We start from the raw sequence: 24,411 nt of genomic DNA, 5'->3' as shown, positions 1-24,411 counted from the left end.
TTCGCTGACCGTCTCCGACCGTACCGCCCACCCAATCGCAAGAGGAGCCTCACTGATGGCCAGCCTGAATACCCGCCAATGGTCGACCCCCGCCGTCATCGCGGCCGGCGTCTTCGTGTCCGTCTCCGGTGTCCTGATGTTCTTCGGGATGCGTCAGCCGGTGACACTGGCTCACGAATGGATCGGCTTGGCCTTCGTCGTCTTCATTGGTTTCCACACCGCCACACACTGGCGAGTGTTCGCGGGCTATTTCTCGCGGCGAATAGGTCTCGGCATCATGGCGGTCGTGCTGATGGCGACGACATCGCTCATCGGCGTATCGGCCAGTCAAGCCGGCAGCAACGCGAAGCTCCGGATGTTCCAGGCTTTCGAGCGTGCTCCTTTGGTCGAACTTGCGCCGCTGCTCGACGAGACGGCTGAAAGTCTGGTCGCCAAACTGCAATCCGGCGGCTTCGCGGTTGAAGGCCCGACACAGTCGGTCGCGGAAATCGCGTCGAACAACGGCACCCGTCCGCCTGAGTTGATGCCGCTCTTGTTCGAGTGAGATCCCGCTGAACGGAGACCCGTTTCCATCTATGAGCAATCGCCGCGAGGTCTACCGGCGGTGAGTGTTCAGCGGATGATCCCCTTACCCCGCGCCGCCTTCAGCCAGTCAGGGAACTCCTGAAGCAGCCGGTCATACAGCTGCGCTTCGGTCAGGTCACGCAGATCGTCGATGGCGAAGAATCCGCAGTTGTCCACCACGCGCCCGCTCAGGGTGTCGAGCTTCTCCAGGATGCCGTAGTTGCGGCCCCCGAGTCCCATGAACTGCCAAAAGATCGGATACGGCGCCGCTTCGCGCATGAGGTTGGTGATCTCGCGGTTCTGGTGGACGCCGCCATCGCTGACGAACAGCACATAGGCAGGCGGTGCCTGGGGATCGCGGCGGTAATGGTCGATGACCTCACGCATCACGCGCGGTTCGTCGTTGGCGCCGCCGTACCACTTCTTCCAACCGCCCCGGACGGTGTTGATGTAGTCGCCGATGTTGTCCAGGGTCGCGGGATCGAGCGGCTTGGGCGTGGTGTCGAAAGCCCAGACATCGAGACTGCCGTCATCGTCGAAGTGCAGGGCCAGCGGCAACACCCGGTCGAGCAGTTCCTGAACGCGCCCGCTTTTGTACTGACGCCCCATCGAGCCGCTTGCATCGAGCACCAGACCGACCCGCGCGCGCAGTCCCTGTAGACCCTGCTTCTCCAGACTCACCCGCGCGGTCTTGACCAGACTGACCAGTCGCGGCGCCTGCTGCTCGACGCGCTTCTCCAGCGACAGCCGCGCCGGTTCTGGTGCCGGTGGGGGCGTGGCCGGTGTCGGCTCGGCGACCTCACCACCGAAGTGACGCACCAGAGCATCCAGACCGCCGTTGAAGCCCTGCCCTGTGGCACTCAGACGCCAGACCCCGTCCTTGCGGTAGATCTCGGTGAGCATCAGGGCGCGCTCATCGGCGAAGTCGCTCCCGCGCAGTGTGAAGGTAGCCTTGATCTGCCCTTGCTCGACGAGACACACGCGCCCGGCGGTGAGTTGCCGCATGGTCCCGGCTCCGTCGATCGCGGCCACGAAGACCAGCCGGTCGATGCTCGGCGGTAGCCGATCCAGTGCAAGCCGGAAGCCGGCCCCGAAACCGGCCGGACTCCCAAGCTGCACGCCGCCGCATGGAGTCTGCGCCTGGTTGAAGAAGGTCATGTAGCGCTCATCGGCGAGTCGACCATCGGCATCGACACCAAAGCAGGAGACGTCGACGGCGATCCCCTGAAGGTCGATGCCAACCTCAAGGTTCATCGAGGACACCACATCCGGCAGGGCCACGCGCTGACCACGGTTCAACTGCATCTCGATTCTCCAGTCGATGTTGAGCCTGATGGGGATCGAGTATCGATCAGACCATCGCCACCGAACAACCCCGAGAATCAGGCGCCGCCCGACGGTTCTGCTGATACGCCGGTGTAAAGCCGACCTGACGCAGCGGACACCTGAAGACAACAGCCGCTTGCCACAAAGGACGCCACATCCCCTATCATCGATGTACCTGCGTCACGCTCGCCACCCCTGTCGCGCACAGACCGAAAGAATGATGAAAAACCATGTGTTATACAAAATCGCGACCGTGCTGGTGCTGACGACACTCTGGCTGAGTGATGCCCTGTCCGCCCCCCTGGTGCTGGAGGATCGCCCCCAAGGCCAGCGCACCGAGGGCTATCTCTCCGTGTTGCGCGACCCCGGCGGTCGACCGGACTTCGACCCGATACGCGAACGCCCCTTCACACCGCTCGCGGGACAAGCCGGCTTTGGATTAACCCGTGATGTGATCTGGCTGAAGCTTGACGTGCATGAGAACGCCGGCACCTTGAAGCGGGGCGACGGCCACGCCTACCAGTACCTCTGGCCGACGAATCTCTGGCTGGCCGATTACCAGCATGTCCTGATACCCGCGCTGCATTTCATCGCTCTGTCCTGGTGGGCGCGTCGCTTTCTCGACACGCCCGGACAGACGCCGTGGCTCGATCTTGCACTGCGCGCGATCATGCTGGCTGCGCTGGGCATGATCGCCCTGGCGATCGCCGGCCAATACACGCTGGGGAACCAGCTGGCATTCTGGGTCGGCACCACCATGACGCTCCTGGTCTTCGTTGCGACGCTGCGCGTTCTGCGGCGCGGTTATCGGCCAGCGCGATTGTTTCTGCTCGCCCAGTTTGCCCCGCTGGCCGACGCGCTCGTCACCCAGCCGACCGACGCCGGAGCCGTGGCGTCGAAACTGCTGACGAGTCTGGCCGCCGCCATACTGACGCCAGCTGGTGAGGCCCGCATCGGCGCGAGTATCGGCATCGCCCTGGCACCCAGGGATGGGCATCACTTCGCCCGCCTGTTGCAAGTCGCCGACCAGGCCATGTATCGATCGAAGCAGGACGGCCGCAACCGCTGGCATTACGGCGGCGACCACCATGGCCACCCGGTCGAGCCTCCAGCCACCGGCTGACCCTGCGGCGCGTCCTTGGGTCGATCAGTCCAGGGAGTCGCGCAGGAACCGGAACAGCTTGCGCGGCGCATCCGGCTTGCCGCGCTCGGTATCGCGCTGAGCGGCGCGGACCAGGGCGCGCAATTGCTGGCGGTCGACTTCCGGGCAGGCTTCGATGAATTCGGTCACCGCCCCATCACCCTCGGTGATCAGACGCTCGCGCCAACGCTCCAGCGCATGATGGTGCGCGGTGGCGGCACGCTCGCGCTCCTCGGCACCGTCGATCAGCACATGGACAGCTTCCATGTCCTCGCGTTCGAGCAGATTGGCGATGCGCTTCCAGTGGCGCTTGCGGGCGCGCAGATCCTTGATGCGCGGCGTCTCGTCGAGTGCGACCCAGGTCGCCTCACTGAGATTGAGCCGCTCCAGCTCATGGTGCGGCATCGACGCCATCCGCTCGGCGAGCGCCTGGAGCACTAGCTTGTCGCGCTTGATCTGGCTCTTGCTCGGGCCTTGCGGCTGATCGTCCTCGTCGTCGTATTCCAACTCATCATCATGTAATTGCATTCAATTCAACCTGTCTTGTCACATCTCCACTGGGTCGGCCAGATGATCGACCAGCAGTTGCAGCGATTGCCGCCCGCGATAACTGTTCACGTCCAGCCGATAGACCAGACGCACCGCACCGCGCGCAGCCTCGATCCGCTCACCGAGACCGAAGCCGATCGCCTCGATCACGGCCCCACCCGGCGGCGCGACCCTGAGTTTCAGATGTCGTCGGTCATCGCCGACGAGGCGCGCCTCGACGACCTCGAACACGTCATCGAAACGCGGCTCGGGGAAATCCTTACCCCAGGGACCGGCGAAACGCAGCGCCTCGGCGGTCTCCAGCGTCAGGAGTTCGGCCGGCAGGGCGCCGTCGGAACGGATCTCGGGTGTCGGCGGAATGTCGCCGAGCTGTACTCTGACGGCCTCGACGAAGGCGTCGCGAAACGGCTCCAGACACCCAGGACGCAACGTCAGCCCCGCCGCCATGGCATGTCCGCCGAAATACTCGATCAGCTCCGGATGCCGGCGATCGACCCAGTCGATGGCATCGCGCAGATGCAGCCCCTCGATCGAACGTCCCGAGCCGCGCAACCGGCCATCACCGGCGTCGGCGAAAGCAATCGTCGGGCGATGATAGCGCTCGCGCAGACGCGCGGCGACGATTCCCGACACGCCCTGATGCCAGTCCTCGCCGAACAGACAGAGTCCGGGCGGCAGTGAGTCGCCATCGAGGATCAGGGCGTCGAGCACGGCCTCGGCGGCCTCTTTCATGGCGCCCTCGATCGCCCGGCGTTCGCGGTTGAGCGCATCGAGCTGCTGGGCCATCGCGAGCGCCCGGTCCGGGTCGTCGGTCAGCAGACACTCGACACCGAGCGACATCTCGGTCAGGCGTCCGGCGGCATTGAGCCGGGGGGCGACGAAGAAGCCGAAATCGGCCGCCGTCGCGCGTGCCGGATCGCGTCCGGCCACCTGGAGCAGGGCCAGCACCCCGGCACAGGCGCGCCCGGCGCGCACTCGTCTGAGTCCCTGCTCGACCAGGATGCGGTTGTTGCGATCCAGGCTGACCACATCGGCGACCGTGCCGAGCGCGACCAGATCGAGCCGCTCGGCCAGATTGGGTTCGGGCCGGTCGGCGCCGAACCAGCCGCTCTCGCGTAGCCGCCCGCGCAATGCGGCGAGCAGATAGAAGACCACGCCGACCCCGGCCAGATGCTTGCTCGGGAAGCCGCAGCCCGGCTGATTGGGATTGACGATGGCATCGGCCTCGGGCAGCGCGTCGCCGGGCAGATGATGATCGGTCACGACCACGCTCAACCCCAGCTCGCGGGCGCGCGCCATGGCCGCATGACTGGAGATGCCGTTGTCGACCGTCAGGATGACATCCGCGCCCTGCCCGCACGCCGCCTCGACCACGGCGGGACTCAGCCCATAGCCGTTGGAGAAGCGGCTCGGCACCAGGAACGACACCCGGCGTGCGCCCAGATCGCGCAGCCCGCGCACCGCGAGCGCGCTGCCGGTGGCACCGTCGGCGTCATAGTCGCCGACCACCAGGATGGACTGCTCGGACCGGATCGCCGCGACCAGCCGGTTCACGGCGGCCTCCATTCCATACAGGGCCGTCACGGGCGCGAGCGTCCCGAGTCCGGGCGCGGCCTCGGCCGGATCACTCAGACCGCGATGGGCATAGAGGACGCTCAGAAGTTCATCCGGATGGCGGGCTGGGATGGGGGCATCCTGGTCGGGGATGCGGCGAATGCGGATGGCGGTCACGGCGGTAGCTGGGATTCCTGAAGTCGAGCGCGTATCGATGAGACAAGCGGCGCAGTGTGTCGGGAAACGGCGTCGCCATCAAGCCGCGTGCATCCCCCTTGACACGGCCATTTTTGCGATTACATTGTTAGCACTCGCACCGAAAGAGTGCTAACAACCTCAACCCGATCGATCCACACTGACCTTCCTCAAGGGAGATCCAAGATCCATGAACCTCCGTCCTTTGCATGATCGTGTCGTCATCCGTCGCAGTGAAGAGGAGCGCACCTCCGCCGGCGGCATCCTCATCCCCGACAGCGCGACCGAGAAGCCGAGCCAGGGCGAAGTCGTCGCCGTCGGCAAGGGCAAGATCCTCGACAACGGCGATGTGCGCGCACTCGACGTCAAGGTCGGCGACCGGGTGCTGTTCGGCAAGTATTCCGGCACCGAGGTCAAGGTCGGCGACGAGAAGCTGCTGGTGATGCGCGAAGACGACCTGATGGGCGTCATCGAATAAGCCCCTGAGCGCATCTGATACCGCAACATCCCGAATCCAAGTCGAGAGGCTCATCGAGCAATGGCTGCCAAGCAGATCTTCTTCAGTGAAAACGCCCGTGTCCGCATGTTGCGCGGCGTCGACGTCCTGGCCAATGCGGTCAAGGTCACGCTGGGTCCGAAGGGCCGCAACGTCGTGATCGAGAAGTCCTGGGGCGCGCCGACCGTCACCAAGGACGGCGTCTCGGTCGCCAAGGCGATCGAACTCAAGGACAAGTTCGAGAACATGGGTGCGCAGATGGTGAAAGAGGTCGCCTCCAAGACCTCCGACATCGCCGGCGACGGCACCACCACCGCGACCGTGCTGGCGCAGGCCATGGTCCGCGAGGGCCTGAAGTCGGTTGCCGCCGGCATGAACCCGATGGACATCAAGCGCGGCATGGATCAGGCCGTCGAGGCCGCGATCAAGGAGCTGCAAGCCCTGTCGCGTCCCTGCTCGACCAACAAGGAGATCGCCCAAGTCGGCACCATCTCGGCCAACTCCGACGACTCGATCGGCAACATCATCGCCGAGGCGATGGAGAAGGTCGGCAAGGAAGGCGTCATCACGGTTGAGGAAGGCAAGTCGCTGCACAACGAGCTGGATCTGGTCGAAGGCATGCAGTTCGACCGCGGCTATCTGTCGCCCTACTTCATCAACAACCAGCAGAGCCAGAAGACCGAGCTGGACGATCCCTTCATCCTGCTGTACGACAAGAAGATCTCCAACATCCGTGATCTTCTCCCCGTGCTGGAAGGTGTCGCCAAGGCCGGCAAGCCGCTGCTGATCCTCGCCGAGGACATCGAGGGCGAGGCGCTGGCGACCCTGGTGGTCAACACCCTGCGCGGCATTCTCAAGGTCTGTGCGGTCAAGGCGCCCGGCTTCGGTGATCGTCGCAAGGCCATGCTCCAGGACATCGCCATCCTGACCGGCGCGACCGTGATCTCCGAGGAAGTCGGCCTGTCGCTGGAGAAGGCGACCCTGAACGATCTGGGTACCGCCAAGCGCGTCCAGGTCGGCAAGGACGACACCACCATCATCGACGGCGCCGGCTCGCACGACGACATCAAGGCCCGTTGCGAGCAGATCCGCGCTCAGGTCGAGGAGACCAGCTCCGACTACGATCGCGAGAAGCTCCAGGAGCGTCTGGCCAAGCTGGCCGGTGGCGTGGCCGTGATCAAGGTCGGCGCGGCCACCGAGATCGAGATGAAGGAAAAGAAGATGCGCGTCGAGGATGCCCTGCACGCGACCCGCGCGGCGGTCGAGGAAGGCATCGTGCCCGGCGGCGGTGTCGCCCTGGTGCGTGCACTCACCGCGATCAAGGATCTGAAGGGCGCGAACGACGACCAGACCGTCGGCATCACCATCGCCCGGCGTGCGATGGAAGAGCCGCTGCGTCAGATCGTCGCCAACGCGGGTGAAGAGCCGTCTGTCATCCTCAACACGGTCGCCGACGGCTCCGGCAGCTTCGGCTACAACGCCGCCAACGGCGAGTTCGGCGACATGATGGAGATGGGCGTCATCGATCCGACCAAGGTCACGCGCTCGGCGTTGCAGAACGCCTGCTCGGTCGCGGGTCTGATGATCACCACCGAGGCCATGGTCGCCGACGAGCCGAAGAAGGAGAAGGCATCGGCCGCGCCCGCCGGCGGCATGGACGACATGGACTACTGAGGCGCCGCCTCCCGCTGAATCGCCCCGAGCGGGCTGATGTCCAAGACCCGGTCGAGTTCTTGCTCGGCCGGGTCTTGCCGCTTCAGTCAACGGCAAACGCCCCTCGAAAAATTCGTCATTTCCCCACAAACACTGTTTAATAGCCGCCCTTGATCCCCCGGTGCCGCTTGGTGGTCTTCACCCAGCGGTTGAACGGGAAGCCGGTGCCCTCGTCCAGTGTGACCGAGGAAAGCCGGCACTGCCCCCGCAACGGTAGACGAGTCAAGACGCGACAGACGGCCACTGTGAGCACAGGCTCATGGGAAGGCGTCGCGTCGGAGTGTCCCAAGCACCTCGCTCGTGAGTCCGGAGACCGGCCAGGGGATCGGAGCCGTGCCAACACTACAGAGGCCGGCTCCATGAACGGGGTCGCGTGGGGCGACGACCGTGCACCCGTGCCCCGGCTCGTCCGGCGATTCGGCGCGCGTCCATTCGGCTCCCCATCGCGGCCCTCCCCTGTCGAGTCAGGCGGGTGTGCCTGACTCACTGCACGGAGTCGAAGAACCATGTCCCATCCCTGGATGCTGGCGGCGCTGAGCCTGCCGCTGGCCGGTCTCGTCCTGGCCGACGAGACGCCCACTCAACTCGAATCCGTGGTGGTCACGGCCACCCGGACCGCTGAACCCGAGAGCACGACGCTGGCCTCGGTCACAGTCATCGACCGCCCCGAGATCGAACGCCGTCAGGCGCGCTCGGTGCCGGATCTGCTGCGCGGTCTGCCCGGCGTCAGCCTCGTGCGCACCGGCGGCCCCGGTCATCAATCCTCGCTCTTTCTGCGCGGCACCAACTCAAACCATGTGCTGGTGCTGGTCGACGGCATCAAGATCGGCTCGGCGACCTCGGGCACGGCCTCGCTGGAGGATCTGCCGATCGAGCAGATCGAACGCATCGAGGTGGTGCGCGGGCCGCGCTCCAGTCTCTATGGATCGGAGGCCATCGGCGGCGTGATCCAGATCTTCACCCGCCGCGGCGGCGGTGACTGGTCGCCACGCCTGACGCTGGGGGCCGGCACCCTCCACACCACCCGCGTTGCCGCCGGACTCTCGGGCGGCGGCGAGCGCGGCTGGGTCGATCTGGGCGCGAGCCTCGACCGCACCCATGGCATCGACGCCTGCTCCGGACGCTCCAAGCCTTTCGCCGGCTGCGGTGTCGAGCAGGACGACCGCGATCCCTATCGCAATCTGGGCCTGAGTCTGCGCGCCGGTTACAGCTTCAGCGAGCAGGCCGAGCTGGAGTTCAACGCCCTGCGCACCGAGGGCCGACTCGACTTCGACGGCTCGGCCTTCGCCGGCAACGTCTCGCGCTCCGAACAGCAGGTGCTGGGCGCCAAGGCGATCCTCAAGCCGCTCACGCCCTGGACCCTGACGCTGGCCGCCGGACAGAGCCTGGACAGTTATCGCTCCTTCTTCGACGATCCGGACACGGACGACGGCGAGCGTTTCGTCGATCGCTTCGAGACCACGCGCGACAGTCTCTCGTTGCAGAACGACTGGCGTCTTACCAAGGCCCAGCTGGCCACACTGGGTCTGGATTATCGCGTCGACCACGTCGACGGCACCGTCGACTACAGTCGCGACACCCGCGACAACCTGGGCGTCTTCGGCGAATATCAGGCCAGCCTCGGCGCGGCGGATCTCAAGCTCAGCCTGCGCCAGGACGAGGACGGCGATCTGGGCGGGCACGGCACCGGCAATGCCGCGCTCGGCTATGTGTTCGACACCGGCCTGCGCGTCTCGCTGGCCTATGGCACCGCCTTCAAGGCGCCGAGCTTCAACGATCTCTATTACCCCAGCTACGGCAACCCGGACCTGGACCCGGAGCGCTCGCGCAGCTGGGAGCTGGGAATCGCCGGTGAGCTGCCGGTCGGCCCCGGGATCGACGGACGCTGGGATCTGAGCCTCTACGAGACCGACATCGACGATCTGATCGCCTATGATGCGGCACTGTCGGCGGCGGCCAACGTCCGGCGCGCGCGCATTCGCGGCCTGGAAGCGACGACCCGTGCCGACTATCGCGACTGGAGCCTCAAGACCAGCCTGACCCTGCTCGATCCCGAGAACCGCTCACCTGACGCCAACCAGGGCAATCTCCTGCCACGGCGTCCCGAACAGAGTCTGGAGATCGACCTGGAACGGCGCTTCGACCGCTGGTCGCTCGGGGGCACGGTCTTCGTCGCCGGCCGACGTTACGACGATCTGGCCAACAAGAACCGGCTCGACGGCTATGCGCTGCTCGACCTGCGCGCCGAATACCGGATCAATCCAGCGCTACGCTTGCAGGCGAGTCTCGAAAACGCGCTCGACGAAGAGTACGAGACCGCCTATCTATACAATCAGCTCGGGCGCTCGTTCTATTTGACGCTCCGGTATCAGCCGTAACTCCAATAACCCTTCGTAGGATGGGCAGAGTCTAGCGATGCCCATCGACAGCCTGACATCAAAGTCCCATGAACATGACGCTCGACTGGATTCAACACCCCTGCCGCTCCATCGATCATCAGGCCGCCGCGGCGGCCCAGGCACGTCAGGATCAGCTCACCAAACCGCGCGGTTCGCTCGGTCGCCTGGAAGAGATGGCGATCCGGCTCGCCGGGATGCAGGGTACGGACGCGCCCACGCCCGACCCGGTGCGCATCCTGCAATTCGTCTCCGATCACGGCGTGGCCACCGAGGGCGTGTCCTGCTTCCCGCGCGAAGTCACGCTCCAGATGCTGCACAACATCGCGCGCGGCGGCGCGGCCGTCTCGGTGATGGCCGAGGCGATCGACGCCGTGATGGAGATCTTCGATCTGGGCATCGCCACCGACCCCGGCCCGGTCGCCGGCGTGCGTTCCGAACGGCTCGGTGCGGGCACCGGCAACATCGCCCGTGAACCGGCCATGACCGATGACCAGCTCGCGCGCGCACTCGACATCGGCCGCACGGCGGTCGAACGCGCCGTCGACGAGGGCGCGCGACTCCTGATCTGCGGCGAAATGGGCATCGGCAACACCACCCCGGCGACCGCGCTGGCCTGCGCCCTGCTGGATCTGGAGCCGTCGATCCTGACCGGCCCCGGCACCGGACTCGACAGCCAGGGCGTCTCGCGCAAGGCTCAGGTGATCGCCGCAGCCCTGGAGCTTCATGCCCGCTCCGAACATGGACCGCTGGAGTTGCTGCGGCGTCTCGGCGGTTTCGACATCGCCGCCAGCACGGGCGCCTTCATCCGCGCCGCGCAGCTCGGACTGCCGATCCTGGTCGATGGCTTCATCATCAGCTCGGCGGCCCTGGTGGCCACCCGGATCAATCCCGGCGTGCGTGACTGGATGCTGTTCTCGCACGGCTCGGCCGAGCCTGGGCATCGGCACATGATGGAGGCGCTCGACGCCGACCCCTACCTGCATCTGCGGCTGCGGCTCGGCGAGGCCACGGGCGGCGCGGCTCTGGTGCCCCTGCTGCGCATGGCCTGTGTCGTGCACCGGAAGATGGCCACCTTCGACGAAGCGGGCGTGAGCGAGGCGTGAGTGACGGCGAGTCGGCCACGCTGTTTGGCTCGGTCTGCACGTGAGCCGGGCCATGCCTGAGTGCTTCGTCGACCTCTTGCGTCATGGCGATGTCGAGGGCGGCGCCTGTTTTCGCGGCGAACGCGACGATCCCTTGAGTCCACTCGGCTGGGAGCAGATGCGGCACGCAACGGCCGGCATCGGCTCGCCCGGCTGGACGCGGATCATCGCCTCGCCCGCGCGCCGGTGTGCCGACTTCGCCCGTGAACTGTCCGCCGCGCGCGGCTTGCCCCTGACCCTGGCGGACGACTGGCGCGAGCGCGCCTTCGGCGACTGGGAGGGCGTTCCACTCGATGCGATCCCGAGCGATCAGCTCCAGCGATTCTGGGACGATCCGGCCGGCTACACCCCGCCGCGCGCCGAGCCGTTCGCCGACTTTCGCGCCAGGGTGCTGGCGGCCTGGCAAACCCTGCTCGGCCAGTGCGACGCCCATACGCTCCTGATCACCCACGGTGGCGTCATCCGCGTACTGGTCGCTGAGGTGTTGTGCATGGCCGATGCCGGATTGTTGCGGCTCGAAGTCCCCCATGCCTGTCTCACCCGACTGCGGATCTACCCGCCACCGGGATGTCCGAGTCTGATTGCTCACGGTACGATCGAATGACACGACTCCGCCCACTCTGGATCGCCGGACGTTTCCTCTCCCGGCTCCCCTTCCCCGACCCCGGTGAGACGCAACCGCACGAGACCGGGCGTTCGGTGCCCTGGTATCCGTTCGTCGGCCTGGCGATGGGCGCGCCGGCGGCGTTCGCCGCCTTCCTGTTCGTGCAGGGGGATGCGCCGCCCGATGTCGCGGCGGCTCTGGTGCTGATGCTCTGGGTCTGGTCGAGCGGCGCGCTGCATCTGGATGGACTGGCCGACAGCGCGGACGCCTGGATCGGCGGACTCGGCAGCCGCGAGCGCACGCTGGAGATCATGAAGGATCCGCGTAGCGGCCCGGCGGCCGTCACGCTCATCGGGCTGGTGCTGCTCGCCAAATGGGCGGCACTGAAGACATTGATCCTGGCCGGGGTCGTCTGGCCGCTGCTCGCCGCGCCCATGTTGGCACGGGCGCAGTTGCCGCTACTGCTGCTGACCACGCCCTATGCGCGCCGGCAGGGCATGGCCACCGATCAATTCAACCATCTGCCCAAGCGGGCGGCCTGGTTGAGCGTTTCGGCATCCGGCGTCGTGATGCTGGCGCTCGGCGGCTGGCCGGGGCTGGCGCTGATCCTGGCGGCGCTGGCGCTCTACCGGATCGCGCGACGTGCCATGCTGGCGCGGATCTCCGGCTTCACCGGCGACACCGCCGGCGCCCTGGTCGAACTGACCGAGACCCTGGCGCTGCTGCTGTGCGCGATCCTCATCGAGTGATCGGAACATTCGAGCCACTGTCGGCACACACACGCCACCACCAGACGCTCGATCGCCTCAGGGCGGCCGCGCCGGACGATGAGTCCACAGCCGTCCGGCGTGCGTGCGCCATCCCTGCGGCGCCTCAATCCAGCCGTTCGGCCCCAACCTGAACCGGATGGCACCGTCGAGCGCCGTGTTCAGGGTGGGAATGCCGCGCGCGGCCAGACGCTCGCGCACCGCGCGTGCCGGAAAACCGAACTGATTGGCATAGCCGGACGAGAACAGCACCCACTCCGGCCGAGCCGCGTCCAGTAGACGCGCCGAGGTCGAGGTGGCGCTCCCGTGATGGCCGGCGATCAGCACCGTCACGCGCCAATCCGCCCCCAGATGCTCGGCCAGTCGTTCCTCGGTTCGGGCGCCCACATCGCCAGTCAGCAGAATGGCCTGATCCGCCGTGCGGATCTCCAGGACACAGGACGCCTCGTTGCCTTTGAGACCAGCCGCGAGTTCGGCAGGCTTCGGATGCAGCAGACGAAAGGCTACGCCCGACCAAACCCAGGTCTCTCCAGCCAGACAGGGTTGGGCACCGGCCAGCTTCAGCCGCGCCGGCTCGCCGGTGAGAATGTCATCGGCGGGCACGAGCGCCAACAGACCCGCCGCACCCCCCGCATGATCCCGATCGGCATGACTGACGACGAGCCGATCGATACGCTCGATTCCGCGTGAGCGCAGAAAGGGCGCCACCATCATCGCGCCCGTGTCGAATCCGCCCGGATAGGCCGGTCCCGCGTCATAGACCAGAATGCCGTCCAGGGTCTCGACCACGGCCGCCTGTCCCTGACCGACATCGAGCAGACTGAACCAGACCTCGCCCCAACCCGGTGTCGCCGGACGGGCGGCCACCAGCGGCAACATCAGAATCCAGCCCAGCCAGCGCCCCGGCAGACCGCGCGGCGCAAGGAGCAACACCGCCCCCAACAGGGCCGATCCCCAGGCCCACAGCGGTTGCGCAGGCAGGTGAACCGCCGACCAGGGCTGAGCGGCCAGCCAGTCCAGCCCGTTCAGGCACCAGCCGAGACCATCGGCGACCAGACGCAGCGGCACAGCGAATCCAGTGACCGGAACGAGGCTCAGGAGACTGGCGATCAGCACCAGCGGCAGGATCGGCGCACTGAACAGCGGAACCGCCACCAGATTGACCAGTGGCGCGATCAGCGATGCCTGACCGAAGAAGAGAAAGAGTAGCGGCAGCAGCCCCAGACCGACCGCCCATTGCGCCCGTCCCCAGCGCGTCCAGAGATCGCGGCCCGGCAACCGCTGCCCCAGGTGCAGCAGCAGAAAGGCCACAGCCCCGAACGACAGCCAGAAGCCGTAGGACAGCACGGCCCCCGGATCCCAGACCAGCACCCCGACCAGGGCCAGCCTCAGCGCCTGATAAGGCCGCAGCGTGCGCTGCCAGAACAGCGCTCCCAGCACCACGGCCAGCATGATGAGTGCCCGCTGGGTCGAGATGGCGAATCCGGCCAGCGCCGCGTAGCCGAACCCGGCCAGCAGACTGAAGACCGCCGCCGCGCGTGGAGCCGCCAGGAGCAGGGTCAGACGCGTGCTCCGCGCCCACAGCCGGCGGGCCAGCCAGAAGACACCGCCGGCCACCAGCCCCACATGCAGCCCCGAGATGGCGACCAGGTGACTGGTGCCGGTGCGGCTGAAGGTCTCCCAGGTCTCGCGCTCCAGTGCGCTACGCTCGCCCAGGGTCAGCGCCTGGATCAGCCCGAGTTGCGGCGAACCGTCCAGCATTCGGGCCAGATGCTCGGCCAGACGCTGACGCAGGCGGGTCAGCCAATACCCCCCCGGTCCCGTGTCCAGGCGCGCGAAGGCATCCCGTCCACGCGGATAGCCGGTCGCGACGAGCCCCTGCTCGAACAGCCAGCGCTCATAGTCGAAACCGCCCGGATTCAGCGAACCATGACGCGGTTTGAGACGGACATCGATACGCCAGCGCTCACCGGCCGACAGCGTCGGACAGTCGCGATAGCAGGAGATCCGCACCCGGCCGCTGACGTCCAGCTCGGCTCCCCGTGCATCCCAGGTGCGCTCGACGTCGAGCAGAAAGCGCGTTCGATGCGCCTCGACGCCGGGGATCGAGGTCACACGCCCCTCGACGACCAGCGGCGCGCGTGCCAGCCCCTCCGGGAAGGGAGCGCACAGCAACTGGCAGGCGTGGAACCAGGCCCAGCCGAAGCCGAGACACAGGAAGAGCATCCAGCGCGTCCGGGGCCAGACCCAGGCCAGCACGGCCGACGCCGACAGCCCCAGCACCACGGCCCACCACGGCGGCAGCGCCGACAGCCGATACAGTCCGATGACACCCAGCACGAAGCCCAATCCGACATCAAACCGCATCCCAAGCCGCCTCTGGCCTTATACTCGCGCCGCGATTCCAATCGAGAGAGTACAACGCGTGAGAAAGTGGCTCAAACGGGTCATGCCAACCCAGGCGCAGATGCATGGCAATCGCTTCGTGGGGATCTTCGGCACCCTGCTGCACGATCCCAACCTCTGGCACCTCAATCGGCGCTCAGTGGCCAACGCGACGGCGGTCGGCCTGTTCGTGATGTACCTGCCGCCACTGGGCCACACCTTCATCGCCGCCGCGCTGGCCATCTGGCTGAGGGTCAATCTGCCGATTGCCGTCGCCCTGGTCTGGATCTCCAATCCACTGACCATGCCGGCCATGTACTACCTCGCCTATATCCTTGGCTGCCGGGTGCTCGGCCTCCAGCCGGGCGGTTTCGAGGCGGCCTTCTGGCTGGACTGGCATCATTGGCTCGAAATACTCGAACCCATGCTGGTCGGCTGTCTGATCTGTGCGAGCGTCTGCGCACTCGTCGGCTATGTGACGATCCGAATCCTCTGGCGCTGGCGCGTAGCGCGCCAGCTCGAACGCCGCCGGGCGCGCTATCGTGCGCTGTTCGAGGCGCTGGACAAGACCCCGTCGTCGAGCCGCCAGATCTGATCCAGACGCCCGGCCAGCTCTGGATCATGGGTGACGATGACCAGACTGGTGCCGATCTCGCGGTTGAGTTCGAGCATGAGCTCGTAGACCCCGGCCGCCGTGTGCCGGTCGAGGTTGCCGGTCGGTTCGTCGGCCAGGAGACAGGCCGGACGCGTCACCAGAGCACGGGCCACGGCCGCGCGCTGGCGCTCGCCGCCCGAGAGTTCGCCCGGCTTGTGCGTGACGCGATGGCCTAATCCAACGCGCTCCAGCAGTTGTGTCGCCCGCTCGCGCGCCTCGGCCGGCGCGGCGCCGCCGATCAGCAGCGGCATGGCCACGTTCTCCAGCGCCGTGAACTCCGGCAGCAGATGATGGAACTGGTAGACGAAACCGAGATGCCGGTTGCGCAGCCGTCCGAGCTTGGCCTCGCCGAGCCGGCCGATGTCCTCGCCGCCCCAATGGATGCTCCCCGACGTGGGACGCTCCAGCCCGCCGACCGCATGCAGCAGCGTGCTCTTGCCCGAGCCGGACGCGCCGACGATGGCGATGCGCTCCCCGGCCTGGATGCGGAAGCTCACGCCTTTGAGCACCTGGACCTCCTGCGGCCCCTGACGGAAGGTCTGGACCAGATCCCGGACCTCCAGCACTGACGTCGACTCATTCATAACGCAGCGCCTCCGCCGGTTGGGTCTTGGCCGCGCGCCAGGCCGGATAGAGGGTCGCCAGGACCGACATCAGGAAGGCGCCGCCGCCGATGCTGAGCACGTCCGCCAGATGCACGTCCGAGGGCAGCTCGCTGATGTAGTAGATGTCCGGATCGAGGAAATGGATACCGAACAGGCTCTCGATCCCGGCCACCACGGACTCGACATTGAACGCGAGGATCACACCGGCGACCACACCGACCAGGGTGCCGATCAGGCCGATCGCCGTCCCCTGGACCATGAAGATGCCCATCACCCGCGCCGGCGAGATACCGAGCGTGCGCATCACCGCGATGTCGGACTGCTTGTCGGTGACGACCATCACCAGGGTCGAGACGATGTTGAACGCGGCCACGGCGACGATCAGAAACAGGATGATGCTCATCATCCGCTTCTCCATGGCCAGCGCGCTGAAGAAATTGCTGTGGACCTGGGTCCAGTCGACCAGACGATAGACGCCGCCGAGTTCATAGGCGATCTCGCGTGCCAGACGCGGCGCCTGCCACATGTCGTCGAGCTTGAGCCGCACCCCGCCGACGGCCTCGCCCAGGCTCATCAGGCGTGCGCCATCGGCCAGGTGGATGAAGGCGGCGTTGCGGTCGTAGTCGGCCATGCCGACGGCGAAGATCCCGCTGACCGTGAAGCGCTTCAGACGCGGCATGACCCCGACCGGCGTCGAGCTGACCTGGGGCGTGACCACCGTCACCTTGTCGCCCGGCCCCACGCCGAGATAGTTGGCCAGATCCTGGCCCAGAATGATGTTGAACGCTCCGTTGACCAACGCGTCGACCGAGCCGCTGACCATGTGCCGGCGCAGATCCGCGACCTCGTCCTCCTCGACCGGCTCGATGGCACGCACCACCGCCCCGCTCACCTGCGCGCCGCTGGCCAGCATCCCCTGGATCTCGATGAAGGGCGCGGCACCGACCACGCGCGGATGGGCGCGTACCTGCTCCAGCACCTGCGGCCAGTCGGCGATGCCGCCGCCATAGGGATCGGACAGGGTCGCATGCGAGGCCATGGCCAGGATGCGCTGCTGGATCTCCTTGTGGAAACCGTTCATCACCGACAGCACGACGATGAGGGCGACGATCCCCAGCGCGATCCCGACCATCGAGGTGCCCGAGATGAAGGAGATGAAGTGATTTCGGCGCTTGGCGCGGGTGTAGCGCAGGCCGATATAGAGTGACAAGGGATGGAACATAGGGTTGGCATTTAACCACAGGCACGAAGTGGAAAGACGATCCGCCGTTGCGATCCGGGCGTACATCTACGCTTGGATCGCGCGGCATGATACTGAATAATCGATCACATCCTATCGGTCTTTACAGTCGGTGCCCGTCTCCGGACAGCCGTCGACCCATACTCGATGAGGAACCCGCGATGGACGATCCACTGCTCGCACCGCCCATGCCTGCCCTGGACTGGGTCAGCGAGGCCACGGCCTGCGTCACCCGTCATGAACACGGCCTCCTGCGTCTGGAGGCGGTCGCGCCCGACATCCTGCGTCTGCGTTTCGCGCCCAGCGGACGGTTCGCCGCGCCCCGTCCCTGGAGTCCGGTCCTGGAGCTGCCGCCGGCCGGGCTCTCGGTGCACGAGGAGGACGGCCGGCTGTGGATGGAGACCGAGCGTCTGAGCGCCCGACTCGATCTAAGTTCCGGAGCCGTCAGCTTCGCGACACCCGACGGACGCCCCTTCGCCGAAGATCTCTGTGCACCCGGCTGGCGTGAGGTCGCCCTGGAAGAGACCGGCCTGCAACATCTGCCCGATACCGAACTGCCCCCCGGCGAAGCGCGCATCGGGGTCGGGGTGCGCAAGCGCATGGCCCCGGACGAGGGCTATTTCGGCTTCGGCCAGCGTGACGGACGGCTCGACCGCCGTCATCGACGCCTGACCCACTGGACGGTCGATCGTGCCGCGCCCGGTCATGGTCTGGGCGAGGACAATCTCTATCAGGCCCAGCCGACCTTCATGGCCGTGCGTCCGGGGCTGACCTGGGGTCTGCTGCTGAACTCGACCTGGTTCAGCGGCTTCGACGTCGGGCGCGAATACGAAGACGTGCTCACGCTCTTCACGCTGGGCGGCGAGCTGGACTATTACATCCTCGCCGGACCGACTCCGGCGGCGGTCGTCGAACAGCTCACGCGCCTCACCGGCCGCCCGCTGCTGCCGCCACTGTGGGCGCTCGGCTTCCATCAGTCGCGCTGGAGCTATGGCACCGACCGTGACGTGCGCGCAATCGCCGAGGGGTTCCGCGAGCGCGCCATCCCGCTCGACGCGATCCATCTCGATATCGACTACATGGACGGCTATCGGGTCTTCACCTGGGATCGCGAGCGCTTTCCCGAGCCGGCAGCGACCGTCACGGCGCTCCAGGCGCTCTGCATCCGTACCGTCACCATCGTCGATCCGGGCGTGAAGCACGATCTGAGCGCGGGTTACAGCGTGGCCGAGTCCGGCGTGGCAGGCGACTATTTCCTGCGCAGGCCGGATGGCGAGCGCTTCAGCGGCTGGGTCTGGCCCGACGAGTCGCTGTTTCCGGATTTCTGCAGCGAGCGCACCCGCCACTGGTGGGGCGATCTGCACGGCTCGCTGATCGAGCTCGGCGTCGACGGACTCTGGTGCGACATGAACGAGCCGTCGATCGTCGACCGTCCCTATCGCGAGCCGGGCGTGACCGAGTTCCCGATCCCGCTCGCGGTCCGTCAGGGCGACGAGGGCGAGGCGCTCCATGCCGAGACCCACAACCTCTATGGACACCTGATGGCCCGCGCGACCTGGGAAGGATTGGAGCGGTTGCGCCCCGCGCGCCGCCCCTGGGTGCTGACGCGCTCGGCCTTCGTCGGCACCCAGCGCTGGGCGGCGAGCTGGATGGGCGACAACAGCGCGCGCTGGGAGGATCTGGAGACCAGCCTGCCGCAACTGGCCAGTCTGGGTCTGTGCGGCGCGCCGCATGTGGGCGTCGACATCGGCGGCTTCTACGGCCACAGCTTCGGCGAGCTCTATGGCCGCTGGATCGAGCTGGGCGCCTTCCATCCCTTCATGCGTGCGCATGCCCATCGCGACAGCCGACCGCAGGAACCCTGGTCGTTCGGCCCCGAGATCGAATCCGTCGCCCGCCAAGCCATCGAACTGCGCTATCGGCTGCTGCCCTATCTCTACACCCTCGCCCATCGTGCTCATCGCCGCGGCGAACCCTGGTGGCGTCCGCTACTGTTCGACTTCCCCGATCAGGCCGATCTCTATGCGATCGAAGATCAGATCATGATCGGACCGCAGCTGATGATCGCTCCGATCCGTGCGCCCGGACTCAAACGACGCCTGGTCGAGCTGCCGCCCGGTTGCTGGTACGACTTCCGCTCTGGAGCGCGGATCGGTGTCGGTCCTGCGGCGCTGGTGATGGACGCCCCGCTCGGAGCCATGCCGGTCCTGGTGCGCGGCGGCTCGGTCATCACCCTGGGCAACGTCCGTCAGTCGACCGCCGAGCCGCTCGGCGAACTCATGCTGGAGATCTACCCGGACGATGAGGCCGAAGGGTTCTGGACGCTGATCGAGGACGATGGCGAGAGCTTCGAGTATCAGGACGGCGCGCTCGCCGAGACCGATTGCCGCATCGCGCCGCTGTCACGGGGGGCGGTGTTCGCGCTGGCGGCACGGCGTGGCGACTATCAGCCGGCGCCGCGGACTCTGATCCTGCGGCTGCATCTGCCCGAGGCGCCGGCCGGTTTGATGCTCGACGAGACGCCGGTCGAGGACTGGCGCTGGGATGCGGAGCTCCAGGCGGCTGAGGTGCGGATCGACGATGATGGTCAGGGGCATCGTCTGGTTCCGGTCTGAACCGTTCAGAGCCGGCGCGGCGCGCGCGGGTGACGCAGGCGCAGACCCTCGATGCGCTGCCGGATGTCGCGCAGACTCAGACGCCCGACCGGCTGACGACTGGCCGCGCGTGCGGCATCGGCGGCGTCGACGCGCTCCTTGACGATGCGCGCCAACCGCTCGGCCAGCTCGGGCCGATTGGCCAGCAGTGTGCGCACCACCTCCAGATCGATGCGGATCAGGCTGACGTCACTGCGCGCGCGCAGTTCCAGGAACGACGGCTCGTTGGCCAGCATGGTGGTGATGCCGAAATGGCTGCCGGGCGCCAGCACCTCAGTCACGGTACGGGTGCGATCGGGAAGCGTGATCGCCGCCTCGACCAGTCCGCCGACGATGACATAGAAGGCATCGCTCATCGCACCCTCGGCCAGGATCACATGCCCGCTGTCGAAGTAGGCATAGACGGCACGCGCCGCGATCTGTTCGAGTTCCTCATAGGTCAGCAGGCCGGCCATGTCGAGTCCCTTGAGCGCCAGCAGGATGGTCGGCGGCTCGGTCTGGACTTCTGGGGCACGCCGGGTGCGCATCTCGCGCACCTCGGGCGCCAGACCGATCCCGGCGCGCTGCAAGGCCCAGTGAATCTCGCGGAACAGCTCCTCGCGCCCGCGAAACATCGCCGGATAGTTGCGCAGATGCACCCAGACCATATAGCTGTAGGGCACCGTGGTCGCATCGGCCAGACGCACGATGGGATGCGGAAACTTCAGGACCGACTCGCAGCGCATGGCCGCATCGAGGATCAGCGCACTGGCGAAACGCGGATCGACCTCGGCCGGGATCTTGACGAAATACCAGGGCGCGAACAGATGCTGGTCGTCGTGGAGGTTCTTGAGCGACTCGCTGGCCATGCGCGAGTTGGGGATGACATGGGTGGCATTGTCCCAGCCGCGCAGCCGCGTGGCGCGCCAGTTCAGATCGATGACCTGACCGACGGTGCCGTCCGACAGTTCGATCCAGTCACCCAGACTGAACGGACGCTCGATGCCGAGCGCGATGCCGGAGAACAGATCGCCCAGGGTACGCTGCAGGGCCAGACCGAGCACGGCCGCCGCCACGCCGGTCGACAGCCAGACGCCGGTGAAGGAGACATCCTGGCTCCAGAGAAACAGCGCCAACCCGACGAACATGAAGGCGCCATGGATCAGCCCCATCATCAGCTTGGGGATGCGCTCGGACAACGCCTCGGTCCGGGCCGCCAGGATGGACTCGATCAGACGCGCGACCAGCCAGCCGCCGGCGACATAGACCAGCGCCAGGGTCGCGGTGCGGATCGACGCCGTCGCGCCATCCAGCCCCAGGGTGCGCGCCGCCAGACCGGTCAGGACACCCAGCCCCAGCAGCACCAGCGGAAACAGCACCAGATCCAGCGCCGCCGCGACGATCGGCAGCCGCTCGGCGAGCCAGCGCCCCTGGAGCAGGCCGGAGCCGAGACGCCAGAGCGTGAACAGCAGCATGGCCGCCAGCCAGATCCACCAGTTCGGCTCGACCAGGGACTCGAAAGACATCGTTCAGATCGGCGGATAGTCAGGAGATGAGCGCGGATGTAAAAAAGGCCGATCACGCGCAGGCGTGACCGGCCCCGCCATAAGCCCCAGTCGGGGGGGATGAGGCTCATTGGACTTGCAAACTCGGGGAGAGGACTCGGCATCGGGCCGTCAAACAGCGCGGCGGATGCCTGGAGGATCGAGCGCGCCGTCAGCGCTATCGGCGAAAGCGCGCCCGATCGGGACTGGATCAATGATCAATAATCTGCGTTGATCCGCACGCGACGCTGCTCGACAGAGTAGATGTCGACGCCGGGCAGCATGTCGGACTTGCCACGGCTCTCGACCGAGACGATGTCCTGAGGCGAGATGCCACGGCTGATCATGTAATCCTGAACGGCCTGGGCGCGACGCAGACCGAGCTGGTAGTTATAGGCATCCGAACCCTTGGCATCGGTATGGCCGGTCAGCGAGATGCGCTCCTGCACTTCGGAGTTCTTGACCTGGGCGATGTAGTCATCGAGACGAGCCAGCTCGCCATCATTGACGACGTTCTCCATGCGGTACTTGTCGAACTCGAAGTTCAGACGCACGGTGAACTCCTTGGGAGCCGGAGGCGCGGCGGCGGCGACACAGGGCTCCAGATCGCCGGCGCCATGCAGGCTCTGCCAGCACTCGCCATAACCCGTCACCCAAGCCGTGCCTTCGGGCTGAGCCGACCAGAAGTGCTCCATGTTGTAGTCGTTGGCGCTCACGGCCACGGGAGCCGACAGGGCAGCGGCCACTGCGAGCGGAGCGGCCAGGGCGGCAAGACGTTTGAAAAGAGGTTGTTTGCGCATCTTCTTGGCTTCCTGTTGAGGTGGTGGAGATGATCGAATCGGAGAACCCGTGGTTTAGCCGAAATACAGGTCAGTTGCAAAAAACGCTCATGATCCCTAACGCTAAGCCATCTTTCCGCCTCGGGAATCTCACTGGCGAAATGGTCGGAGCGCAGACGCGGCCCAAATCGGGGCCGGTCGTTTTGACACAGACATTTTAGCCCACAAGAGGAGCAAAAGTGCAACTTTTTTATAAAGTCGCGACATATTTACAACGATTTCTGTGCAAACGCAACATGCATCGCTGACTAAGGGTGCAAAAATCAATGTGAGAGCCGGGTTCGATTCAAATCAAATGCGTTACATATCTGCAACAAGCGTAGTGGCCAGCCAGTCGGGTCTGAGCGGCATGAGCAAGATCTGTATGTATCCGGCATCGTCCCGGCTCGGCTGACCTGGAGCGGCCATGTCCAACGAGAACGAAACATTCACGAGAACCCTGGGGGTCGATAGCGGGCGTCTGAGACTCGCGCGGAGTCAGGAGATCGCCGGGGTCAGTGCCCATCTGGCGGCTCAAGCGCGGCGTGAACTGTTGATCCATGATCCCAGGCTCGAACCAGCCATCTATGACCAGACACTTTTTTTGCAAGCCGTGAAGCAGCTTGCGCTCGCTCGCCCTGGACTGTGTGTGCGCATCTTGCTGTCCGATCCACGTGCGGCGGCTCAGGACGGGCATCGGCTGATCGAGCTGGCGCGTCGCCTGACCTCGCGCATCGCCATCCAGCGCGTGGCGGACGAGGATCAGGGGTCGCTCGACGCCCTGCTCATCGTCGATGCCACCGGCTATGTCCGTCGTCGTTTGGCCGATGGAATGGAGGCGATCGCCGACTACGACGACTCACCGTCTGCGCGGCGCTGGCGACTGGAGTTCGAGGAACGCTGGGAACGCAGCAGTGCCGACACCGAGTTGCGCCAGCTGTTCATCTGAGGCTTGGCGCCCGATGGAGCTGACAGCATCGGGAGGGATGAACAGGCCGCGCGCCCGCCTGGAGCGCGCGGCCTGCATAGCGGAGCGGACTCGCTTAGGAACGGGGAGTCATGTGCAGCATCCAAGCCGGCATCGGACGCTTGACGGGAGCCGGAGCGGTCTCCTCGACTGCCGGGGCTTCCTCAGCGACCGGAGCAGCCTCCTCGACTGCCGGGGCTTCCTCAGCGACCGGAGCAGCCTCCTCGACTGCCGGGGCTTCCTCAGCGACCGGAGCAACTTCCTCGACTGCCGGGGCTTCCTCAGCGACCGGAGCGGCCTCCTCGACTGCCGGGGCTTCCTCAGCGACCGGAGCAGCCTCCTCGACTGCCGGGGCTTCCTCAGCGACCGGAGCAGCTTCCTCGACTGCCGGAGCTTCCTCAGCGACCGGAGCAACTTCCTCGACTGCCGGGGCTTCCTCAGCGACCGGAGCGGCCTCCTCGACTGCCGGGGCTTCTTCAGCGACCGGAGCGGCCTCCTCGACTGCCGGGGCTTCTTCAGCGACCGGAGCGGCTTCCTCGACTGCCGGCGCCGCTTCAGCCGCTGGGGCCGCCTCGACGGCGGGTGCCGGCGCGGCCGGCGGCGCAGTCAGCGCCACAGTGCCGATCGGAGCGATATTGGCTTCAACCTGAGACTGCGGTAGCGGCGGTGCATCGCCATAGAGCGCTTCGGTGGAAACGACATAGAAGGTTCCGACCGCGACGACGATCGCCACGCCACGCACGATGAGCTGGCTGTTGTCGCTGGCCCCCAGCATGGCTCGCAATTGCGCGAGGCCAGGCAATTCTTCACTCATTTGGATCTTCCTCTCGGTTCGAGTATCGACTGGATCGGTTTGGATACGGCTAGGCGCGCCTAGGCTGCCTGAATGGACCCGCTGGTTCAAGACAAGAATGTGGTGTCCGCGCCAGAAGCGACTCCAGGCGCGCAACGGCAACCGCCAATCCAGTGCGGTTCAATGCTCAGGATTGATGGACTCTCGGGACGCACCCTGTCTGGCTGGGGTATATTTTCTAGATTATTATGCGGTCATTGCAACCGACGATCACCCGTTCGGGGCGGCTCGACCCGATCCCCCACCGTGGCCCACGCCGAC

General features: G+C 66.3%; 20 protein-coding genes and 1 riboswitch. Of the genes, 11 read left to right on the top strand and 9 right to left on the bottom strand.

What is annotated here, in order from left to right; all coding sequences use genetic code 11:
- Window positions 1-55 precede the first annotated feature (55 nt).
- A complete protein-coding gene (locus ALVIN_RS04255) occupies window positions 56-544 on the top strand; it encodes a DUF4405 domain-containing protein (protein WP_012970081.1) in 489 nt (162 codons plus the stop codon).
- A 68-nt stretch (window positions 545-612) separates the two neighbouring features.
- On the opposite strand, the gene ALVIN_RS04250 is transcribed toward ALVIN_RS04255, so the two are convergent.
- Window positions 613-1,869 (bottom strand): VWA domain-containing protein, encoded by a 1,257-nt coding sequence (locus ALVIN_RS04250; RefSeq protein ID WP_012970080.1) that lies wholly within the window; start codon window positions 1,867-1,869, stop codon window positions 613-615.
- Between the two features lie 238 nt (window positions 1,870-2,107).
- On the opposite strand from ALVIN_RS04250, the gene ALVIN_RS04245 reads away from it, so the two are divergent.
- A complete protein-coding gene (locus ALVIN_RS04245) occupies window positions 2,108-3,013 on the top strand; it encodes a 7TM diverse intracellular signaling domain-containing protein (protein WP_223295259.1) in 906 nt (301 codons plus the stop codon).
- Window positions 3,014-3,037: 24 nt separating this feature from the next.
- Here ALVIN_RS04245 and yjgA read toward each other — a convergent pair whose 3' ends face one another.
- Together yjgA and recJ are read right to left on the bottom strand one after the other, a co-directional pair.
- Complete coding sequence (gene yjgA / locus ALVIN_RS04240; protein ID WP_012970078.1) at window positions 3,038-3,559, bottom strand: ribosome biogenesis factor YjgA; 522 nt, start codon at window positions 3,557-3,559, stop codon at window positions 3,038-3,040.
- An 18-nt stretch (window positions 3,560-3,577) separates the two neighbouring features.
- The gene (gene recJ, locus ALVIN_RS04235; protein ID WP_012970077.1) at window positions 3,578-5,311 is read right to left on the bottom strand and encodes a single-stranded-DNA-specific exonuclease RecJ; all 1,734 of its coding nucleotides are present in this window, start codon (window positions 5,309-5,311) and stop codon (window positions 3,578-3,580) included.
- 208 nt (window positions 5,312-5,519) lie between these two features.
- Here recJ and ALVIN_RS04230 point away from each other — a divergent pair, with 208 nt between their 5' ends.
- From ALVIN_RS04230 to ALVIN_RS04205, 6 genes are all read left to right on the top strand, one after another.
- Window positions 5,520-5,807 carry a co-chaperone GroES gene (locus ALVIN_RS04230; protein WP_012970076.1) on the top strand — a complete coding sequence of 96 codons (288 nt, stop codon included), beginning with the start codon at window positions 5,520-5,522 and terminating at the stop codon, window positions 5,805-5,807.
- Between the two features lie 60 nt (window positions 5,808-5,867).
- Window positions 5,868-7,499, top strand: a complete 1,632-nt coding sequence (gene groL, locus ALVIN_RS04225; protein WP_012970075.1) for a chaperonin GroEL — start codon at window positions 5,868-5,870, stop codon at window positions 7,497-7,499.
- Window positions 7,500-7,640: 141 nt separating this feature from the next.
- Window positions 7,641-7,874, top strand: a riboswitch (cobalamin riboswitch).
- Window positions 7,875-8,044: 170 nt separating this feature from the next.
- Complete coding sequence (gene btuB, locus ALVIN_RS04220; RefSeq protein WP_012970074.1) at window positions 8,045-9,916, top strand: TonB-dependent vitamin B12 receptor; 1,872 nt, start codon at window positions 8,045-8,047, stop codon at window positions 9,914-9,916.
- Between the two features lie 68 nt (window positions 9,917-9,984).
- On the top strand, window positions 9,985-11,040 hold the full coding sequence (gene cobT / locus ALVIN_RS04215) for a nicotinate-nucleotide--dimethylbenzimidazole phosphoribosyltransferase (RefSeq protein WP_012970073.1): 1,056 nt from the start codon (window positions 9,985-9,987) through the stop codon (window positions 11,038-11,040).
- 52 nt (window positions 11,041-11,092) lie between these two features.
- Window positions 11,093-11,683 (top strand): histidine phosphatase family protein, encoded by a 591-nt coding sequence (locus ALVIN_RS04210; RefSeq protein WP_012970072.1) that lies wholly within the window; start codon window positions 11,093-11,095, stop codon window positions 11,681-11,683.
- Window positions 11,680-12,432, top strand: coding sequence for an adenosylcobinamide-GDP ribazoletransferase (locus ALVIN_RS04205; RefSeq protein ID WP_012970071.1), 753 nt, complete (start codon window positions 11,680-11,682; stop codon window positions 12,430-12,432). The genes ALVIN_RS04210 and ALVIN_RS04205 overlap by 4 nt, the downstream gene beginning before the upstream one ends.
- 57 nt (window positions 12,433-12,489) lie before the next feature.
- On the opposite strand, the gene ALVIN_RS04200 is transcribed toward ALVIN_RS04205, so the two are convergent.
- Window positions 12,490-14,817 (bottom strand): DNA internalization-related competence protein ComEC/Rec2, encoded by a 2,328-nt coding sequence (locus ALVIN_RS04200; protein WP_012970070.1) that lies wholly within the window; start codon window positions 14,815-14,817, stop codon window positions 12,490-12,492.
- 58 nt (window positions 14,818-14,875) lie between these two features.
- On the opposite strand from ALVIN_RS04200, the gene ALVIN_RS04195 reads away from it, so the two are divergent.
- Window positions 14,876-15,430 carry a DUF2062 domain-containing protein gene (locus ALVIN_RS04195; RefSeq protein WP_012970069.1) on the top strand — a complete coding sequence of 185 codons (555 nt, stop codon included), beginning with the start codon at window positions 14,876-14,878 and terminating at the stop codon, window positions 15,428-15,430.
- Here ALVIN_RS04195 and lolD read toward each other — a convergent pair.
- Window positions 15,373-16,074: a lipoprotein-releasing ABC transporter ATP-binding protein LolD gene (lolD, locus tag ALVIN_RS04190; RefSeq protein WP_012970068.1), complete on the bottom strand. Its 702-nt coding sequence runs from the start codon at window positions 16,072-16,074 to the stop codon at window positions 15,373-15,375. The two genes, ALVIN_RS04195 and lolD, sit on opposite strands and share 58 nt — an antisense overlap.
- Window positions 16,067-17,317, bottom strand: a complete 1,251-nt coding sequence (locus tag ALVIN_RS04185; RefSeq protein ID WP_012970067.1) for a lipoprotein-releasing ABC transporter permease subunit — start codon at window positions 17,315-17,317, stop codon at window positions 16,067-16,069. The genes lolD and ALVIN_RS04185 overlap by 8 nt, the downstream gene beginning before the upstream one ends.
- 179 nt (window positions 17,318-17,496) lie before the next feature.
- On the opposite strand from ALVIN_RS04185, the gene ALVIN_RS04180 reads away from it, so the two are divergent.
- Window positions 17,497-19,950, top strand: a complete 2,454-nt coding sequence (locus tag ALVIN_RS04180) for a glycoside hydrolase family 31 protein (protein WP_012970066.1) — start codon at window positions 17,497-17,499, stop codon at window positions 19,948-19,950.
- 5 nt (window positions 19,951-19,955) lie between these two features.
- Here ALVIN_RS04180 and ALVIN_RS04175 read toward each other — a convergent pair whose 3' ends face one another.
- Window positions 19,956-21,494, bottom strand: a complete 1,539-nt coding sequence (locus ALVIN_RS04175) for a mechanosensitive ion channel family protein (RefSeq protein WP_012970065.1) — start codon at window positions 21,492-21,494, stop codon at window positions 19,956-19,958.
- A 236-nt stretch (window positions 21,495-21,730) separates the two neighbouring features.
- The gene (locus tag ALVIN_RS04170) at window positions 21,731-22,312 is read right to left on the bottom strand and encodes an OmpA family protein (RefSeq protein ID WP_012970064.1); all 582 of its coding nucleotides are present in this window, start codon (window positions 22,310-22,312) and stop codon (window positions 21,731-21,733) included.
- Window positions 22,313-22,757: 445 nt separating this feature from the next.
- Here ALVIN_RS04170 and ALVIN_RS04165 point away from each other — a divergent pair, with 445 nt between their 5' ends.
- Window positions 22,758-23,279 carry a DUF7931 domain-containing protein gene (locus ALVIN_RS04165; RefSeq protein WP_012970063.1) on the top strand — a complete coding sequence of 174 codons (522 nt, stop codon included), beginning with the start codon at window positions 22,758-22,760 and terminating at the stop codon, window positions 23,277-23,279.
- A gap of 94 nt (window positions 23,280-23,373) precedes the next feature.
- On the opposite strand, the gene ALVIN_RS17770 is transcribed toward ALVIN_RS04165, so the two are convergent.
- Window positions 23,374-24,111 carry a hypothetical protein gene (locus ALVIN_RS17770; protein ID WP_012970062.1) on the bottom strand — a complete coding sequence of 246 codons (738 nt, stop codon included), beginning with the start codon at window positions 24,109-24,111 and terminating at the stop codon, window positions 23,374-23,376.
- Window positions 24,112-24,411 lie beyond the last annotated feature (300 nt).

This window comes from Allochromatium vinosum DSM 180 (genome assembly GCF_000025485.1).
Classification (GTDB): domain Bacteria; phylum Pseudomonadota; class Gammaproteobacteria; order Chromatiales; family Chromatiaceae; genus Thermochromatium; species Thermochromatium vinosum.
The sequence above is the reverse complement of the archived record's forward strand: the minus strand, read 5'-3'. Positions and strand labels throughout refer to the sequence as shown.